The organism is Pseudoalteromonas sp. T1lg122 (assembly GCF_002964825.1).
In the GTDB taxonomy this organism is placed as follows: Bacteria; Pseudomonadota; Gammaproteobacteria; order Enterobacterales; family Alteromonadaceae; genus Pseudoalteromonas; species Pseudoalteromonas gelatinilytica.
In genome coordinates, this window is the sequence record NZ_PQCG01000001.1 from 824777 (window position 1) to 844466 (window position 19690).

Sequence of the window (19690 nt, forward strand, 5' to 3'; positions counted from 1 at the left end):
TTTAGCCCGTCAAATAACTCAATCTTTAAACCAACGATAAAGACCAAACACAAACAGCATGGCCGCTATGCCAGCCAAGGCTAATTGCCAAATTTTAAGGTCATTCAACTTTGTTAATTGCGGACCAACACTCTCATTTAAAGGAGTTGAAGCTTGTTTAATGGGTGCTTCGATTATCGGGCTATTTATTGCAACTTGGCTTGTGACTTTGTTTGTATTTATTTCTGTAATGGTTGGCTTTACTGTTATAACAATATCTTTATAGTCTGCTTTAGCTTTACCACTCCAAGCAGATTCAAATAGCGCCTTTTGCTCTGCTTTATTTTCGCTACACCATACAAAATCAGCTTGCTCCATATCTTTCGCTCTACAACGATCAGGTAATTGATAAAATTGCCCCCAAGCATGGCGCTTTTTATCGTCATTATATGAATTTGAATACACCGTAGAGTTATGTACTTTGGTGTTTAAAAGTGCGGTAGGGTTCGAGCGATACGTATAATTACCGCCATTACCAGTACTTCTTTTTGGGTGTTTGCAGTGTCTCGCCAGCAGCGTAAAAAGCTCATCTAAACGTTGATTCCAATGTTCACCTTGCCTAGCCGTGTAGCTGCGATTCATTCTTTTACGAATGCTCTCGCGCTCAGCTTCAATACTATCGCAGCGACTTTTTGAATATTGCTCTTCAGCAACCGTGTTGAAACTCGCTAGCAAAGTAGCGAGAAATAAAATCCATTTATTCATAACATTACATCTGTGTAATTTTGTAGGCGACATTGTACCAAATTTAGGGTAAGGAAAAAGTGGCCTTTTAACTATTTATTTAGTTATATCGCGTTGGTGATGGCAACCAAAGAGATGAGATTTATGCAGCAGATTGGTGTAAGCCGTTTGTCAGTATAATAAATTAAAACGGCTTAACTATGATGAGCTTATAAATGGCAGCCAACCAATAAACATAACTGAGAATTAATAAGCTCTATGCTAATCTAAATTTGGCATAGAAGTTATTTGGCGCTAGCTTATTTTAATAAATTCATCTTTCTAAACAGAGTTACAAGCCTTCAAAGCTTTTAATCTTATTCTTGTATAAGGATCTAATTTAGAAAAATTAATGCCATTATTTAAAAGCTCTAGCAATAATGCATATTTTCTCTCCGACTCTTCATCATCATATATTCTCCAGTAAATAGAGCTTTGTCTAAACAGAACATTTAACTTTTCCAAGTCATTCTTTGAGTAAAAGTGAAGCCATATAGCCTCATGTGCTTCTTTGAACATCACTTTCATTCTCTGACCGAAGCTATAAGAGTAAGCTTCAGATAACAAAATACCTTCAGACGACTTAAAGTCAATGGCCCCTTCTAAAAGAATAACTTTCTTAACAATTGCACGATATATATTATATCGATCTTTACTGCATCCATGCGAACTTATGACTCGATTTAGATACTTTAACTTCATTTTACTATCTTTAGTTTTGTAATAGATATCTAAGGCAACATTATTAGATACACCGATATTACCAGCATCTCTATTTTTCATTTCTGCTTTTTTTAAATCCGAAACCTTTGAACTACTTGATTCAATAATGAGTTGTGCCTGCTCATATTTGGGTTGCCCCTTAGAAGACAAATATTGGACTTCCCTCGCAAATTTTTCAGCCTCAACAATTTTTCTCTTTTTATTATAAATAAAAGCAATATTTAAATATAATGACAACCTATCAACTCTTTTAAGAACCGAGACTTTATCTTTTATAGAAGAATATATTAGTAATGCTTCATCAGGCCTAGATAACATTCTCAATGCCACAATCTCATTTTTAAAAAGGGTAATCATTTCTACACTGGAAACATTTCCATAATCATTAGTTATATTTTTTATTTCTCTAAAAAATGACAAATACTGTTTAAATCTATCCTCCTTCATCAATAAAGCACCAAAGGATAGGCAAAGTTTTAAACTTTCATTTAATAAACTTGAGTTATTAGAATTAGCAGAAATTCTTAGTAATGAAACTGCAACATACTTAAGACTAAGTGCAAACTTACTAGATAAACCTAACAACTTTTTGTTTTGTGGGGATAACGATATGGATCCAAACTTCCAGTCAGAACCAAAATGAGAATCAGCTATGATCTTTAAAAATTTCTCGATCTCACGCTCTGTCATTTTCGTGAATAAATATTCCCGAACTAACTCTTTAACTTCGTGAATTTTATCTTCACTGGCACTTTTACTTTTTATCTCTATACTTGTGCCAATAGCACTTTTTTTAATCAACCCGAGTTTATCTAGTTCTTTTAGATGTGAAATTTTAAAGTTATAACCTTGACCCATTTTCTTTAAGTTTGAATAAACATCACCATATTTTAGTAAGCAAAGATTTTTAAGTAATGTATAGGCTCTTTGGCTATGTGAATCTTTTAAAGCCGCTAAACCTTCAACTCTTCTAATTATTTCTTTTGGTATATTATCTTCACTACACTCTATTATTTCAGCTGGTTTTGAATTATTCCTTATAACCTCTTCTATATTTCCATAATCTAAATCTTCAATTAGTTTTTTTAAGTATTGTGGAACACCTAAAGATAATTCCACTAATGAATCCTGTTCATCTTCTGAAATTGAATCACCTAAAAAGAAGTTAATATATTTAATGCAATCAAACTCTTCTAACCGACCAAGTTTAAAAAATTTAATAAAATTTTCGCCGATTACTACATCGCTACATACTATAATATTTGTAAACGGATTGTAGTCCATCATGGCTTGGGTTATGTCAATTACTTTCTTTATAACATAATCATTTTTCGATGAAAAATTATCTAATACAACAACATTTTTCCCTTTTGGAAGTTTTGTAATAAACTGTTGAACTTCAACACCAAAATTATCTTTGAATGTATCTAGGAAATCATCTACAGAATCCACACTTGATAGGTCTACTTTATAAAAGTTTATATCGTGTTCATTTTCTTTATTAAATGATGAAAATATAAACTCATCCTTTGAAACCCCCCAATCAGAAACTAAATTAATAATCCTATTTTTATCAATATATTCTTTTAGAAGCTCTCTTTCTGTAGTTCTTATTACATAATTTACAGGATCAACATTAACATACCACTTACTTAAACCATTATTAATGTTATCTTTAATAATTTCTACTTCATGATTTTCTATCTCGTTGTCAACTTCTAACCCATTCTTGCTTTCTAAAGTTTCGTTTAGTTTTGAGTTAAACTTTTTTAAGAAAGTATGACCATCTATTCCGCTGTATGCCCGAAACCTTCCTCTTGTGATAACAGGATTTATAATTTCTATCAATTTTTTATATTTCGAATTTATTGTAGTTTGGCAGTTTTCAAAGAATGCCCATATTATATTTAGATCTACATCGTCGTCTTCTGCGACTTCTTTTAAAGCATTAATAAAAACATCTTCCCAGCCCCCATAGCCAATAACGAAGAGAGTTTTATTTCTTAATATTTTTTTTAATGAGTTTATTAATTGTACTCTTTTAAAGTTCAACTGATTATATGTATGCAATGTATCTGACTCAAGCCAATGCCCATGAATATGGACTATTTTGAGTCTATCATCTATTTGCTTTTCAAGAGAACCATCATTATGAAAAACCAACAATGATGGCTCTTCATTAATTCTACCAAGTGCTACTCTTAATAATGGATCAAAATTAGTAGTTATTACTGGACCTGAAAACTTACTATTTAATTTTAAAATACTTGCTAAACTTTCAATAGCTGGAGGTATTTCCCAATTTAAAAAATCTTTCTCACATTCCCTTAGTATAGATTTACTTTTATAATCAGAAACTTCACCTTTGTACGCATTCAAAACGGCCTGTTTAATTATCTCATTCGGAATAACAGGATCTGTATATTGATGCAAAAACTCAAATGAACTTTGATATTTTTCTATATCATTAAAACCTTCAATTAAACATGTCTCTTTATATTTATCAAACAAATCAGGGTATTCTTTTTTTACAAAACTTTCTATTAAAGAAACTATCCCACTAACATTTTCCACCCCAACCGTTCCACTAGAACATTTATACGTAGATAAAGGAGAGCCATAAAGAACTGCCACATCCTTCTTTGAATATAATAAAGCCTCAGCCAACCCATCATCATATATGCTTAACATAAACCACCATGCTATTTCCAATATCTTATTTTAAGTATTTTAGCCTTACCTTAATAAAGCAATTTAAATGTTTCTCAAAAAACATAGCGAAATATTAAAAAAACCTATCCGTATAATCCTATTCCCCGTGATCACACCTGAAACTAAGTTAATGATGAGTAATTTACAGCATGGATGCTGTACAAAGCGTAGCTTGGCCATGGATGGCCTATCTACGCTGGTTACGTTCACATCATTAACGTAAGTTGAAGATCAAGTGTGATCCTCGGGTGCGCCGAGAGAGTCCAGAGAGAGGTCGGCGGCAGCCTCTCTTTGTTGCCATCGCCAACGCGATAAAACCTCAAATAGAGGTTTTTAATCCCTTAAAAATCCTGCACGCAAACTCTAGGTCTGTACGTTAAACTTCACTATCTACACGTTATAACTTGGCTTACTTTCCGCCACTAAACCAAGCTCATTATTTTGCTGTTGATAAACAGCACTTTCTGCAAACTCAAAACTATTGATGCCTACCCACAATTTGGCGCTGTTTGCCTGTGCAACCTGATATGCCCAGTCGCTCACTGAGCGAGACTTTTCAGCATCACAATTAAAATAATCGCTTAACTCATTTGTTATATGCTGATTATGAACAACTAGGTTTTGCTCTTGCCAACGCTCGCGGTGCTCTTGCGCGGCTAAAAAGTCACGTTTACTGTTATTGCATTTACTATGAGCTGCCACAAAGTTGTGGCCGAGATCATTGGCGTAACGCGTAAACGGAATAAAGTGATCAACCTCAGTTTTGCTGTTTAATGCCTTTTGACAATAAAAACAGTGACCACGTTGTAGTTCTATTAATACAGGTTTTGCTTTATTGAGTGCATTGCGATCAAAGCCAAATAAAAAGTCATGAAGTTGGCTCTGTGGGCCGATTAGCGCTTGGTTGTATTTAATGCTTTGAATTTTTTGTAGCCATGCATTTTTAGCTAAATAGACAACTAAATCGTAAAAGCGCCTAAAGCAACTAGCAATACCTGCATTTAAGGTGATGTATTGCAGCCCTTTAACATGAGGGTATAAGAAGCACTCTTCCTTGCCATTTAGCTTTTGTAATAACCATAGCGGTCCATCTTTAATGGTTTGTAACGTTGTTCTGCGTATGTTTTTCCAATCACTGCACTTTTTTAATTGGCTAACTGAATTAATGTTATTTAATTTTGCATCGTGCAGTGTGGTGATTATTTTGGCTTGTTTTTTGGAGTTGGTATTTTGTAAAAGTAGCTGGTCTCTATTATTACCAATGGCACCAAATGGAGATGCTTGATGCCAATACAACGTAATAAACTTTTCGACTAATTCGTCAAAAGTTATTTGTAATTGCGAATTCGGATCTAATTGCTGTTTCTCAATACTTATATCAGCTAACGCATGCAACAGGGCAAACTTATAAGTGGCACTGAAGTCCCCATCCACCAACATGCGTTGAATATATGCGATAAAGTCGAGCTGTAGTTGCATAGCCATATCCAAACTATACCTTTACTACAGACTTTGATAAAACGCTGAGGGCTTCTTTTAAGCGCATAAACTAAATCCTATTACTGCGGCTTAAAATGAATAAACCGCTCCATGGTTATTTCTTGATACTAAATGACGAGCCGTTAAGCCAGCATTAAGTTTAGGAACAATCTAGCATGAATAACCATGAAAAATATAGGTTTTTTCGATGATTGAAATAATAACTCTAATTTATCGAAGAGGATTTTAATGCAGAAATGCACTGCAACGGGTTACAATCAATTTTCAAGTTTTGTTTTATAAGACTAAAGAACTATCTAAAACTTTAACTCTTTTTATGATAACCAAGTGTTATTGAGCTTTTAAGGATATCAAGCTCTATGCAAATACCTAATATTGAATTTCATCTCCCGATTAGGCGGTTACTGGAAGCAGTAGCCACTTCCAACGTGGAGATAAAATATGAAAAAATCGCGCTCACTAAGGCGTCATCATTACGCTAGATTAAAAAATAAAGTTGTAAACCAAACTTACTTTGGTCATAGCAAAAACGATTGGCGTTGTGCACTTAAAAACAAAATTGGTTTTTATGCTAACACTGCAAAGTGCATTTCTTCGGCACTTAGCTCAAACCCAAGAAACAATAAATGGAATTCAAAAAAACATCAATTAACGCTGCAAGAACGCAGAAGTGAACTTGATACAAAAGAGTTTAATTACTAAAGCTAAAAGGTCGGCAATTGCCGACCTTTTTTGTTATTTGCGCTAGAGTTAAGCAGCCAAGCTACTTCATCGTTCTTCTGTGCAAAATGGCGTTTAGCCATGTTTCTGTGGCGCGCTCAGGGCGTTGGTCGGCGCTTTGCCATGACTTGAGGATAAATAGGTCGGTGCCTTTGATAATGCTTTCAAGGGCTTGTTCGTTTAGGTCGGTAAATTCGCGACCGTTGTGTTCGCGCTCGCCGTCGCCGTATTTAAACGATACATACACGATGCCTTGTGGCTTTAATGCGCGGGCAAGGTTATTGAGTGCGTCGGTTAAGTCGTTTTTTGCTACGTGAATAAGGCTTGCGCAGCACCAAATGCCGTCGTATTTGGCAACGTCGTTTAGCTCTAGAAAGTTGCTTAATGCTACGTCTTGGTTTAAGTATTCTGACGCCAGCTTTGCCATAACTGGGCTGATATCGAATGCATCTACGCTATAACCACGCTCTTTAAAGATGAAAGCGTCGCGGCCAGAGCCACAACCGGCATCGAGTAAAGCGCCTTTTTTTGGGATCAGCGGTAAGAATTCGTCGTAAAGTTCATTGAGGTCTACATCGAGTGTGGCATCTACAAATGCTTGCGCATTTTGGTTGTAGTATTCGACGGTTTTGGATGCCATTTTACTTCCTTTATAGGGGCAAGATTGCTTGGCGCTAAAATACCATTAAAGCTAGGTAACGCAAAGGATGAAATGTGATTTTAGATGCTAAGAATCAACGATTTTAGAATGGATATTAGAAGTTAGTTGGAGGGGGATTGGAGGGAGTAGTTACGAGGGACGAAGTGCGAGGTGCGAGGGACGAAGTGCGAGGGACGAAGTGCGAGGGACGAAGTGCGAAATTTTATACCTTTAACTTAACAACATTGCACAATTGGCAATTTGCTAGCACTATTATGTATTAAGAAGACTTAAGTCTGAGGTAAGCATGAACGACAAGCAAACTCATTGCCAGCCAACAGGTTGCAAACAGTGTGAAGACCATTTGGCACTAGGTTTTGATTTTACAATGGCTTTTCAGCCAATCATTGATTGCACCGATAAACACATTTTTGGCTATGAGGCTTTGGTTAGAGGGCCTAATAACGAGTCGGCTTATTCTGTTATCTCACAAGTTAACGATGAGAACCGCTATACCTTCGACCAGCTTTGTCGTATTAAAGCTATTTCGCTTGCCGCTGAGCTGAAGCTTGATTCTGTGCTTAGTATCAATTTTTTACCTAATGCAATTTACAAGCCTGAGCGCTGTATTAAAACAACCCTTGAAGCTGCAAAGCAATATGGTTTTCCGGTAGAGCAGATTATGTTTGAGTTTACCGAGGTAGAACAGGTTGAAGACAGTACGCACATCAAACGTGTGATCGAATATTACCAATCACTCGGATTTATTACCGCAACCGACGACTTTGGCTCTGGGTATTCGGGATTAAATTTATTGGCTGATTTTCAGAGCAATATAATCAAGCTCGATATGGAGCTGATACGCGATATTCATTTAAATAAAGCCCGCCAAATCATAGTGAATCATTGCATTGCTATGTTTGAAGAGCTCAACATCACCGCCCTTGCCGAAGGCATTGAAACAGTTGAAGAGTATCAATGGTTACGCCAAGCCGGCGTAAGTTTAATGCAAGGGTATTTCTTCGCCCGCCCAGGGTTTGAGAGCCTGCCAGAAGTTGATTTTAGTAAGTTGGGGTAAGTGGTTGTAACGAGAATCGAGTTGCGATAAAACAAGAGCTTTTAGCCGTAAGCCCTCAGACGCATGAAGACATCAGGTGCTAGGCTCTAGGTTCTAGGACGCGATGTAAAATCGCTGCTACCTCGAATCTCGTAACTCGCATCTCGTTCCTTTCCCCTTTACTCTTTCCCCTTGTAACTCGCTAACTTAAGACACTTCCTTGCTAAAGCCAGTCCTACACGGGAAACATTAGGTGCTAGGTTCTGGGTTCTAGGACGCGATGTAAAATCGCTGCTACTTGTTCGGCGTTAAAACGCCCCCTACATCTCGCATCTCGCATCTCGCATCTCGTATCTCGCATCTCGTTCCTTTCCCCTTTACTCTTTCCCCTTGTAACTCGCTAACTTAAGACACTTCCCGGCTAAAGCCAGTCCTACGGGAGAAACATTTGGCTCTGGGTGCTAGGCTCTAGGACGCGATGTAAAATCGCTGCTACTTGTTCGTCGTTAAAACGCCCCCTACATCTCGCATCTCGTATCTCGCATCTCGCATCTCGCATCTCGTAACTTTACTCTTTCCCCTTGAAACTAATAACTCTCACTTCCCCCACTTTTAGTACCGTTTTTGTGAAAAATAACAACTTATTCGTTGATGTAGTTACAATTTATCTGTAACTTGTGTCGCCCATTTCGCTACGCACGACTATAATATTAAGCGAAATCAACATTTTCATACTAAATACTAGGGATACACAATGAAAAAACTTCCTATTGCATTGGCTCTATGTGCTGCTTTTGTGTCTGCAAACACAATGGCAGAGGTTCGCATAAATGGCTTTGCTTCTATTGTTGGCGGTAAAGCCCTTGACGACGACGCAACCCTTTACGGTTACGATGACGATATTTCGTTTAAAAACGAAAGTATGTTCGCATTACAGCTTTCTGCAGATTTACAAGAAAAGCTAAGCGCTACGGCACAAATTGTGGCGCGTGGTAGTGATGATTTTGATGCTGAGTTTGAATGGGCTTATTTAACTTATGAGTTCAGTGATGAGCTACAAGTGAGTGCTGGTAAAATGCGCGTGCCTTTTTACCGTTATTCAGACTTCTTAGACGTTGGTTACACTTACCGTTGGGTTCGTCCACCGCAATCTGTTTATAACCTCCCATTTTCAACGTATGAAGGCCTAAGCCTGTTACATAACACGCAATTAGGTGATTGGGATTCAACCGTTCAAGTTATTTACGGTAGCTTCGATGGCAACATTGCTGTGGTATCGGTTAATGGCGATACAGAGCTTAATGATATTGCTGGTATCAACTGGACGATGAGCTATGACTGGTTCAGCGCTCGTGCTGCGTACTTTGTAGCTGATACAACAATTGCAATTGAAAACGACACCGATGCAGGTGTTGCACTTAATGGTCTTGAGCAAACTCTTCGCGCTGCGGGCTTTGTTGATCAAGCAGATGATATTGCTGTAAACGAAGATGACGGTTCTTTCTTCGCAGTGGGCTTTTCAATTGATTACAACGACATTCTATTTGATGCTGAATACACTGAGTTCGAAGTAGAAAACAGTGCTCTTGCTAAACAAACTCAATACTACACGTCTGTTGGTTACCGTATGGATGAGTGGATTGTGCACTTAACTTACGAAAATAACGACGACAAACACGATAGCAACCGCTACAACGCGCTACCTGCAGTACCAGCTTTAAACGCAGGTATTAATCAGGTGCTTGAAGGCGTTAGAGCAAAGAGCAACGTGTATACCATTGGTACGCGTTATGACTTCCACCCATCAGCTGCATTGAAAGTAGATTTCAGCCGCTTTAAAGATGACATTTCAGATACAGAAACCGACGTTGTTGCTGTTGCTGTTGATTTAGTTTTTTAATTGGAGTTCATAATGAAAAAATTATTAATCGCTACAGCAATGACTCTTTGCTCGCACGCTGCATTTGCTGATGTTGCTGTTATTGTGAACCCTGCAAATGGCAATGCTATTGATGAAGGGACAATAAAAAAGATTTACCTTGGCAAGGCCAAGTCATTTGATGATGGCACAAAAGTAAACCCGGTAAACCAAGACGGCAACAGCGTAAGCGATGAGTTTAACGATAAGGTTGTTGGTAAGTCGAGCAGCCAGCTTAACGCTTATTGGTCGAAACTGGTATTTACTGGTAAAGGTACTCCGCCTGAGAAACTAGCAAACGATCAAGCTGTTATTGATTTTGTTGCAGCCAACGGCGACGCCATTGGTTATATCGATGCAGCAAAAGTAACTGATAAAGTTAAAGTAGTAGGTACTTTTTAAGTCATTACTACGGCTAATAAAAAACCAGGCAATGCCTGGTTTTTTTATGCGCTTAAATTACTCGACTTTAAATTTAGCTGTGGCGTCGAGTAACGAATCAGACAGGTAATGAAGGTTCTTCGCGACATCACGTACCGCCGACAATGAGTCCATTGTTTCTTCAAACGACATATGCATATTCGACACGTTATCAACCACCATACTGGCAACTGATGTTTGCTCTTCGGTAGCCGCGGCGATTTGCGAATTCATACCGTTAATTTCTAAAATCTGCTCAGAGATTTTATCAATCGACTGCCCTGTATTTTCTGCTGCTTCGGCATTGTTTGTGGCCATATCTCGGGCTGAGTTCATTGCATTTACCGCATGGCTTGCTGCGGTTGTCAACGTTGAAAGCAGCTCTCTGATTTCGTTGGTTGAGTGCGATGTTCTTGATGCAAGCTCACGTACTTCATCTGCTACAACCGCAAAGCCACGGCCTTGTTCACCTGCACGCGCAGCCTCAATAGCCGCGTTTAATGCCAGCAAATTGGTTTGCTCTGCAATCGAGGTAATGACGTTTAAGATCTGAGTCACATTTTTAGTGTCATTTGCCAGCTGGTTAATTGTTGAAGCCGCTTGGTTTATTTCTTCACTTAATGTTTTTGACTCAGTAACAGAGCGCTGTATTTGCGTTCTGCTTTGCTCAACTTCGCGCTCGGCTGTTTGCGCAGCTTGCGATGCGTTTGCCGCTGAATGTGAAATATCAGCAACACTTTGACGCATTTCTTCCATCGACTGCTTAACGATTTCGGCATCGGATGTTTGTTTCGTTGTGGCACGCTCAGCACGTTCCATACCTTGCACAAGTCGCGTTGAGTTCTCCATTAATGGTTCACACACAGCTATTACCTCAAGTACCGAGCCTTTTAATAGCTGAATAAACGCATTGAAGTTAATTGATACCTGACCAATTTCGTCTTTAGCGTGTACTTCAAGTTGTGTGCTTAGTGAGCCTTTACCGTCGGCTAATAGACGTAAGTTATCTGCCGCAGCGCTAGCTGATGAGCCAATTCCACGGGCAATCCAAATTGAGGTAACCACCAATAAAATAAGTGATACAACAGACACAATAAGCATTAAGTTTAGTGCGTTGTCTGAACGCGCTTTGGTTGCTTGTACAAGTTCAAAAAAGCGGTCGTCTGCGCGGGTTTGTGCACGTTTAAATCCCGCTAAAACAGCCTCGTATTGCTGTGTTTTTTGCTGTGCTTGCTGTTGAATTTTACTAAAGTCAGCGGTGCCGTCGATCATTGAGGTTGCAATACTCGACGAGGTTTGTGCATAAAGCTCTAATTGTTTTTTGGTATCGGCATGCACATAGCTGTCGTTGATACTGATGATATTTTGTAGATTTTCGTTAATCGTTTTATACGTTTGCGCAGCACTATCCACTAAGTCTGACTCACCAAATGTTACCGCTTGAGTATATAACTCATCTAGTTTTTCGAGTAGCGCAACGTTTGCTGAAGTGAGTTTAACGACTTGATATGACGACTTTTCTAGCTCGTCGAGCGAGATCTTGTTGTCATTCATGGCTATAAAATTGGTTACTACTATGATCACGAATGCCGTTATGGCAATGCATGTTATGGCGTGTATTTTTTTTGTGATGCTCAAGTTATTGAATGAAATACTTGCAGACATTGAATCCACCTTTGCTGTCATATTACTTAGTATTATCGCCCGATTTCCCTAAAGTATTAACTATATTTATATATTTTCAGGTTTTTTTCTTATTTTGTGCCGTTTGTGGGAGGTCTTGTAGGAGGTACTTTAGTTCCGAATAGAATAAAACATAAATAAGAGCTTTCAGCTTTCAGCTCTTAGACGCGCGAAACAAGTTTCACGCCTACGAATGAAACATAGGCGCTAGGACCTGGGTTCTGGGTTCTAGGCCCTAGGACGCGATGTAAAATCGCTGCTACAGACTCGCATCTCGCACCTTTCCCCTCGTAACTTGAAACTCGCTAACTTAAGACACTTCCCGGCTAAAGCCAGTCCTACGCGGGAAACATAGGCGCTAGGATCTAGGCGCTAGGACGCGATGTTAAATCGCTGCTACAGACTCGCATCTCGCACCTTTCCCCTCGTAACTTGAAACTCGCTAATTTAATACATTTCCCGGCTAAAGCCAGTCCTACGCGGGAAACATCAGGCGCTAGGTTCTGGGCGCTAGGACGCGATGTAAAATCGCTTACTCGCACCTTTCCCCTTTACTCTTTCTAACTCGCTAACTTTCCCCTTGAATCTTTCTCTTTTTTAATAGCGTTCTTTGGGGCTGATCTGTATAATCCGCGGCCTATTATTTACCCTATTGCTTGTTTATTTTCGCAGTTGCTGCGCCCATAACCCTGTCAGTATTTTTCTAGGAATAATTCGTTGATTTCAACCGCTAATATCACCATGCAGTTTGGTGCAGAGCCTCTGTTTGAGAACATTTCAGCTAAGTTTGGTAACGGTAACCGCTATGGTTTAATTGGCGCGAATGGCTGCGGCAAATCGACCTTTATGAAAATTCTAAGTGGTGCGCTTGTGCCAACGTCTGGCAATGTGTCGATTGCGCCGGGTTTAAAGCTAGGTACGCTAAGCCAAGATCAGTTTGCGTTTGAGCAATACACTGTGGTTGATGCGGTGATCATGGGTGATGCAGAACTTTGGAAAGTTAAACAAGAGCGCGACCGTATCTACTCACTACCAGAAATGAGTGAAGAAGACGGCATGAAAGTCGCTGAGCTTGAAAGCATTTTTGCCGAAATGGATGGCTACACAGCAGAAAGCCGTGCGGAAGAAATTTTGATCCAAGCGGGTATTGAGCAAGAGTTTCATTACGGCTTAATGGCAAACGTTGCGCCGGGCTGGAAACTACGTGTGCTTTTAGCACAAGCGCTGTTTGCAAACCCTGATATTTTGCTTCTTGATGAGCCAACCAATAACCTTGATATTCACACCATTACTTGGCTAGCTAACGAGCTTAACCAGCGTAAGTGTACGATGATTATTATCTCGCACGACCGTCACTTCTTAAACTCGGTATGTACACACATGGCCGATATCGATTACGGTGAGCTACGAATTTACCCTGGTAACTACGAAAAGTGGATTGAAGCTTCAAGCTTGCAACGCGAACAACTGCTTGCTGAAAACGCTAAGAAGAGCGCTGAAATTGACGAGCTACAAGAGTTCGTAAACCGCTTTGGTGCTAACGCATCAAAAGCAAAACTAGCGAGCTCTCGTGCTAAGCGCATGGATAAAATTAAACTTGATGAAGTAAAAGCATCAAGCCGTATTAGCCCATCACTTCGTTTTGACGAAGGCAAAAAGATGTATCGCCAAGCATTAGAGCTTACCAAGCTAGGTCATGGCTTTGAGGGTGAAACCCTGTTTAGCGGTGGTGACTTATTACTAGAAGCGGGTGCTAAGCTTGCGGTTATTGGTGAAAACGGTGTTGGTAAAACCACCCTCTTACGCTGCCTAGTGAATGAATTACAAAGCAACGAAGGTGTGGTTAAGTGGTCTGAAAATGCCAGTATTGGTTATTGCCCGCAAGACAGCAGCAAAGAGTTTGATAACGACTTAACTCTATTTGATTGGATGTCGCAGTGGCGCACCGCTAAGCACAACGATTTAATGGTTCGTGCTATGTTAGGCCGTTTATTATTCACCGCAGATGACGCTAACAAAAAAGCACGTAACTGCTCGGGTGGTGAAAAGAACCGCCTATTGTTTGGTAAGCTAATGATGCAAGACATCAACGTGCTTATTATGGACGAGCCAACCAACCACATGGATATGGAAGCCATTGAAGCACTCAATAATGCATTAAAAGATTACCAAGGCACACTGATTTTTGTGAGCCACGACCGTGAGTTTGTATCGTCATTGGCGACTCGTATCATCGATATTAAAGATCAACAGCTTATCGATTTTCAGGGCACGTTTGACGAATATATGGACCATGTTGCGCAACAAGCGCAGTAACCCCTTCTTCGAAAAGGTGAGCACGTTAGCTCACCTTTTTTGTTTACGTTCAGTTACATAATACCTTTGACTGACTTACCCAATTTAGGTAATTTGCATCTCTTTTACAAAGAAAAATAAACTTTAAAGGATGTAAATGAAAAAGCTTCTTAGCGTATCGGCATTAACACTGGCATTAACAGCGTGTGGTGGCGGTTCATCAACAGACAAAAAACCAGATGTAAAAGTTGAGCAAAATACTGCGCCTACCCTCTCAGGCTCACTGGCCCTTTCTATTAAAGCGCTTGAATCAGCTAATTTAGTTGTTGATTTAAAAGATGAGCAAAACGACAGTGTGACAACAACGATTATTGATAAGCCAGAATGGCTGACTGTAACCACCAGCAGTAATCAAGTAACTTTTAGTGCTGAGCCAAGCCTATTCGACGTTGCTAACCACGCTTTTACTGTGGAAGTCTCTGATGGTAAAGCAAGTAACCAATATACCCTAACCGTTAATGTCGCTGAAAACCGTGCCGCATGGCAACCAATTGAGCTTAGCAACAGCGAAGTGATGGGGAATTGGCAGTCAAGCGATGGCAGCGTGCAGCTTTCGTTTGCCTCTGAAGACACCGGTGTGATTGCTCAAAACGGTGAGTTAAGCCGTTTTAGATGGTCAAATCCTGATGTTATTGCGTTAAATACCCAAGCAATTGATTGTTTGCATGAGTGTAATCAACAAGCCCTTCTTGAAATGGAAGTGTTAGCTAAGCGCGATGACGCTATTCGTGTTGAGCTTTTTAATGTATCAACCGATAAAGGCGAAGTAGTTACCCTTTATAAATCAAATACAGAGCTTAGCTCTGCGTATTATGTTGATATGGATGACAATACTTTTCACATGGTGAATCATGTAAACACCGAAGGTGAAGAAAGCTATTTTGAAGTATCGATAGCAAGCTATATTCCAACAGCTTCAGGCAGTACCACATCATTCCCTTATGCAGAGTTTTCGGCGACCTTAGAAGGTAAATCGTTAGCGATTAATGGCGACAAATTTATTACGAACAGCTATGCAAATCAGCTAAATAAAGAAGGCTACGAGGTGAATGTAGAGTTTGACCTTAACCTCGTTAATGCCGAAGTAGTTGCGCAGTTCGATGATTTTGCGGTTCTAAAACTGCAACATATTCTTAGCTATCATGATGAAGCTGACGCTGCGAATATTGTTGAGTCAGAAGAGCTAACTGAAGCTATGAAAGTGCAAACATCGGTTGTTGCATTACAAAAACTGACACCGATTGCGGTTCCTGAGCTTAAAGTGGGTAAAACGTATACTGGCCGCTTAAATAATAAAAATTCAGATACAGGCGAAGGATTAACGCTTCGCTATTTACCATCATTTTTCACTATCACTGCCGCCGACACTGCAACGGTAACATTCAATACGCCAATAAGTACCGACTCGTTCAAGTGGCATTACAACTTAGACAATAATGGCGACACCGTTAAGGTAACCGGCAATGGCCTAGATACCAGCTTACAATTTTTCACTCAACCTGATGGTAAAACTCTCATGGTGCGCGAGCGAAATAAAGAAGAGCGTCAGGCTCGCTTAGGGTATGAATTTTTGGAAGTGATTGATGATTCAACCATCACTCTTGATGACTATAAGCATCTATTTAGCTACTTACGTCAAGACTACACCAGCGGCAACCTGAAAACATACTGGTTTATAAATGATGATGGTAAAGGCAGCTTCTATTATGCTGATCAATATGGCCTTGAAAACAGAGCTAACTTTACGCCAAATACCTATTGGCAATTTGAAGCTGATAATAGTGTTAGTTTTGCAATGATGTCTCAGTGCCCAGGCGCAGTTGATTATGCTAGCTGTAAGGATGAAGTGTTAGGCGATGATGAAATTTTATATGCCTCTTTAATTAATTTTAAAATTATTCATAAAGAAGCAGATAAATTCATTTTCGACCGCCTGTTTTGGCAGCGTATCTATAACTACAGCGATAAAGAAGTTGAAGAAAACATATACCAAAACAGTTATTGGTTAGGGATTGAAAAGTAAGGGAGCTTGCAGCGGTCAGCCGCGCGAAACAAGTTTCACACCTACATGTAGCAGCGGGTTTATCCCGCGTCCTTGGCGAGGTTCTTGGCGCTGGGATTTAGGTTCTAGGCTCTAGGCTCTAGGCTCTAGGCTCTAGGATTTAGGCTCTAGGATTTAGGTTCTAGGCGCTAGGTCCTAGGCTCTGGGCTCTGGGACGCGATGTAAAATCGCTGCTACCTCGCATCTCGTATCTCGTATTTCGCATCTCGTATTTCGCATCTCGTATCTCGTATCTCGTATCTCGTATTTCGCATCTCGCATCTCGTAACTTTACTCTTTCCCCTCGTAACTTTCCCCTCGTAACTTTCCCCTCGTAACTTTCCCCTTTCCCCTTTCCCCTTGAAACTCGCTAACTTCTTTAAATAAAAAAGGCCACACAGTTTAACTGTGTGGCCTTTGTACTTAACGGAATTTTAAGTTAAATATCGAAACGGTCGGCGTTCATTACTTTCACCCATGCGTCGACAAAGTCTTTTACAAAACGTTCGTTGTTGTCGTCTTGTGCGTAAAACTCTGCGTACGAGCGTAGGATTGAGTTTGAACCAAACACTAAATCAACGCGTGTTGCTGTCCATTTAGTTGCACCTGTGTTGCGCTCAACAATATCGTAAAGACCATTACCTGTTGGCTTCCATGTGTAAGCCATGTCAGTTAGGTTTACAAAAAAGTCTGTGCTAAGTGTGCCTAAATTATCTGTAAACACGCCATGCTTAGAGCCGCCATGATTAGTGCCTAGTACACGCATACCACCAACAAGAGCGGTCATTTCTGGTGCTGTTAAGCCCATTAATTGCGTACGCTCTAACATTAGCTCTTCTGCTGAAACCGCATAGTCTTTCTTCAACCAGTTACGGAATCCATCGTGAATTGGCTCAAGTACGTCGAACGAGTCTGCATCTGTCATCTCGTCTGTGGCATCACCACGACCAGGCGCAAATGGCACGGTTATATCAACACCCGCCGCTTTTGCTGCTTGCTCAACCGCAGCTGAACCACCCAGAACAATTAAATCAGCGAGACTTACTGGTTTACTTAAACCCGCTTGTACAGATTCAAGTGCGCTTAATACTTTAGCTAAACGCTCAGGCTCGTTACCTTGCCAATCTTTTTGCGGTGCTAGGCGAATACGTGCACCATTTGCACCACCGCGATGATCTGAACCACGGTAAGTGCGGGCGCTATCCCATGCTGTTGCGATTAAGTCTGCTTGGCTTACACCACAGTTAAGTAGCTTGGTTTTAAGTTCGCTAATTTCGCTGTCTGATAAGGTGTAATCAACCGCTGGGATCGGATCTTGCCAGATCAGATCTTCGCTTGGTACATCGGCACCTAAATAACGTGATTTAGGACCTAAGTCACGGTGCGTTAGTTTGAACCATGCACGTGCAAACACATCACTAAAGTATTCAAAATCATCGTTAAAACGCTCGATAATCTTACGATAGGTTGGGTCCATCTTCATCGCCATATCGGCGTCGGTCATAATAGGATTTAAACGAATTGATGGATCTTCTACATCAACTGGTTTGTCTTCTTCTTTAATATCGATTGGTTCCCACTGCCACGCACCTGCCGGGCTCTTCTTAAGTTCCCACTCGTAGTTAAGCAGTAAGTAGCAATAACCGTTATCCCATTTAGTTGGGTGAGTGGTCCACGCGCCTTCGATGCCTGATGTCATGGTATCGCGGCCAATACCGCGTGAGTTATGGTTGTTCCAGCCAAGGCCTTGCTCAAACACATCAGCCGCTTCTGGCTCAGGGCCAACGTTCTCTTCGCTACCATTACCATGGGTTTTACCCACAGTGTGGCCACCGACTGTAAGCGCTGCAGTTTCTTCGTCATCCATTGCCATACGGGCAAAGGTTTCGCGAACTTGTTCAGCCGTTTTAAGTGGATCAGGATTACCATTCACCCCTTCTGGGTTCACATAAATTAAGCCCATTTGTACCGCTGCTAATGGGTTTTCCATGGTGTCTGGTTTAGCTACATTTGTATAACGCTCATCACTAGGTGCTAACCACTCTTTTTCAGCGCCCCAGTAAACGTCTTTTTCTGGATGCCAAATATCTTCGCGGCCACCTGCAAAACCAAAAGTTTTTAAACCCATTGATTCGTATGCCATATTACCGGCTAAGATCATTAAATCAGCCCAAGAAAGTTTGTTACCGTATTTCTTTTTAATTGGCCAAAGTAAACGGCGTGCTTTATCTAAGTTAGCGTTATCTGGCCATGAGTTTAATGGCGCAAAGCGTTGATTACCCGTACCACCGCCACCGCGGCCATCTTCTAAACGGTATGAACCTGCTGAGTGCCACGCCATACGGATCATTAAACCACCGTAATGGCCCCAGTCAGCTGGCCACCATTCTTGGCTTTCGGTCATTAAGTTTTTTAAATCGGTTTTAACGGCTTCAAGGTCAAGAGATTTGAATGCTTCTGCATAATTAAAGTCTTTGCCGTAAGGATTCGTTTTGCTGTCGTGTTGATGAAGAATGTCGAAATTGAGTGCGTTTGGCCACCAGTCGGTATTTGATTGAGCGGTGACAGTGTTACTACCATGCATTACCGGGCACTGGCCCGTTTTTCCATTACTCATTATATGCTCCTCATAAGCTAAAAATATGACGAAACGCTAAAAAGTCGCTTTTATCCCTTTCGTCATAAAGAGAGATTTTCTAATAGTTATGAATAACTAATAGCAAATAAGTTCCTGTTGTTTAAAACTATAGGAGTTGTATATAAATAAAGCTAGATCTAGATCATGGTTTTAAATCGATTGCACCGATAGAAAAATCTGATTTGATTCATTTTGTAAAACCGTCCATTTTATAAGGGTATTTTTTAACAGCGAGTAGCCCTTATGAAAACTATTAATCCTGATGTTGCTAGACAACTAAGCATTAACTTTTTTATCGCCAATTTACCTATTTTGATGTTAACGGGGCTGGTAGTTGCTTCGCTTGTCGGGCTAACCTTTAGAAGCTCAGTATTGTTTTGGCTGGCGTTGTTAATCACACCTTTAAGCATTAATTATTTATATTCTAAAAAACGCATAAAACAGTTTTGCAAAGACAACAAATGCTCAGATATTTCTTGTCTTGCCAAGCAAACTGATTAATTTTTAATTTTATTACCCAG

13 protein-coding genes are annotated in these 19690 nt (G+C 40.1%); 7 read left to right on the forward strand and 6 right to left on the reverse strand.

Features of this window, described 5'->3' with window-relative positions; translation table 11 throughout:
- Window positions 1-18: 18 nt before the first annotated feature.
- The 3 genes from C2M33_RS03720 to C2M33_RS03730 all read right to left on the reverse strand — a co-directional run bounded on the left by C2M33_RS03720 (window position 19) and on the right by C2M33_RS03730 (window position 5676).
- The gene (locus C2M33_RS03720) at window positions 19-744 is read right to left on the reverse strand and encodes a hypothetical protein (protein WP_105173756.1); all 726 of its coding nucleotides are present in this window, start codon (window positions 742-744) and stop codon (window positions 19-21) included.
- A 300-nt stretch (window positions 745-1044) separates the two neighbouring features.
- Entirely contained in the window at window positions 1045-4176 is a 3132-nt protein-coding gene (locus C2M33_RS03725) for an SIR2 family protein (protein ID WP_105173757.1), read from the reverse strand.
- Window positions 4177-4587: 411 nt separating this feature from the next.
- Complete coding sequence (locus C2M33_RS03730; RefSeq protein ID WP_199775153.1) at window positions 4588-5676, reverse strand: HNH endonuclease signature motif containing protein; 1089 nt, start codon at window positions 5674-5676, stop codon at window positions 4588-4590.
- A 462-nt stretch (window positions 5677-6138) separates the two neighbouring features.
- Here C2M33_RS03730 and C2M33_RS03735 point away from each other — a divergent pair, with 462 nt between their 5' ends.
- Window positions 6139-6399: a hypothetical protein gene (locus tag C2M33_RS03735; RefSeq protein WP_105173759.1), complete on the forward strand. Its 261-nt coding sequence runs from the start codon at window positions 6139-6141 to the stop codon at window positions 6397-6399.
- Between the two features lie 61 nt (window positions 6400-6460).
- On the opposite strand, the gene C2M33_RS03740 is transcribed toward C2M33_RS03735, so the two are convergent.
- The gene (locus C2M33_RS03740) at window positions 6461-7057 is read right to left on the reverse strand and encodes a class I SAM-dependent methyltransferase (RefSeq protein ID WP_105173760.1); all 597 of its coding nucleotides are present in this window, start codon (window positions 7055-7057) and stop codon (window positions 6461-6463) included.
- A 307-nt stretch (window positions 7058-7364) separates the two neighbouring features.
- Here C2M33_RS03740 and C2M33_RS03745 point away from each other — a divergent pair, with 307 nt between their 5' ends.
- The 3 genes from C2M33_RS03745 to C2M33_RS03755 all read left to right on the forward strand — a co-directional run bounded on the left by C2M33_RS03745 (window position 7365) and on the right by C2M33_RS03755 (window position 10434).
- Complete coding sequence (locus tag C2M33_RS03745) at window positions 7365-8135, forward strand: EAL domain-containing protein (protein ID WP_063703958.1); 771 nt, start codon at window positions 7365-7367, stop codon at window positions 8133-8135.
- 733 nt (window positions 8136-8868) lie between these two features.
- Complete coding sequence (locus tag C2M33_RS03750; protein WP_063703955.1) at window positions 8869-10014, forward strand: porin; 1146 nt, start codon at window positions 8869-8871, stop codon at window positions 10012-10014.
- Between the two features lie 12 nt (window positions 10015-10026).
- Complete coding sequence (locus C2M33_RS03755; protein ID WP_063703953.1) at window positions 10027-10434, forward strand: hypothetical protein; 408 nt, start codon at window positions 10027-10029, stop codon at window positions 10432-10434.
- Window positions 10435-10491: 57 nt separating this feature from the next.
- On the opposite strand, the gene C2M33_RS03760 is transcribed toward C2M33_RS03755, so the two are convergent.
- Entirely contained in the window at window positions 10492-12117 is a 1626-nt protein-coding gene (locus C2M33_RS03760; protein WP_105173761.1) for a methyl-accepting chemotaxis protein, read from the reverse strand.
- 735 nt (window positions 12118-12852) lie between these two features.
- On the opposite strand from C2M33_RS03760, the gene C2M33_RS03765 reads away from it, so the two are divergent.
- On the forward strand, window positions 12853-14451 hold the full coding sequence (locus tag C2M33_RS03765) for an ABC-F family ATPase (RefSeq protein WP_082874043.1): 1599 nt from the start codon (window positions 12853-12855) through the stop codon (window positions 14449-14451).
- A gap of 136 nt (window positions 14452-14587) precedes the next feature.
- On the forward strand, window positions 14588-16513 hold the full coding sequence (locus tag C2M33_RS03770; protein ID WP_105173762.1) for a hypothetical protein: 1926 nt from the start codon (window positions 14588-14590) through the stop codon (window positions 16511-16513).
- A 457-nt stretch (window positions 16514-16970) separates the two neighbouring features.
- Here C2M33_RS03770 and katG read toward each other — a convergent pair whose 3' ends face one another.
- Window positions 16971-19148, reverse strand: a complete 2178-nt coding sequence (gene katG, locus C2M33_RS03775) for a catalase/peroxidase HPI (protein ID WP_105173763.1) — start codon at window positions 19146-19148, stop codon at window positions 16971-16973.
- Window positions 19149-19412: 264 nt separating this feature from the next.
- On the opposite strand from katG, the gene C2M33_RS03780 reads away from it, so the two are divergent.
- Window positions 19413-19670: a hypothetical protein gene (locus tag C2M33_RS03780; protein ID WP_063703943.1), complete on the forward strand. Its 258-nt coding sequence runs from the start codon at window positions 19413-19415 to the stop codon at window positions 19668-19670.
- Window positions 19671-19690 lie beyond the last annotated feature (20 nt).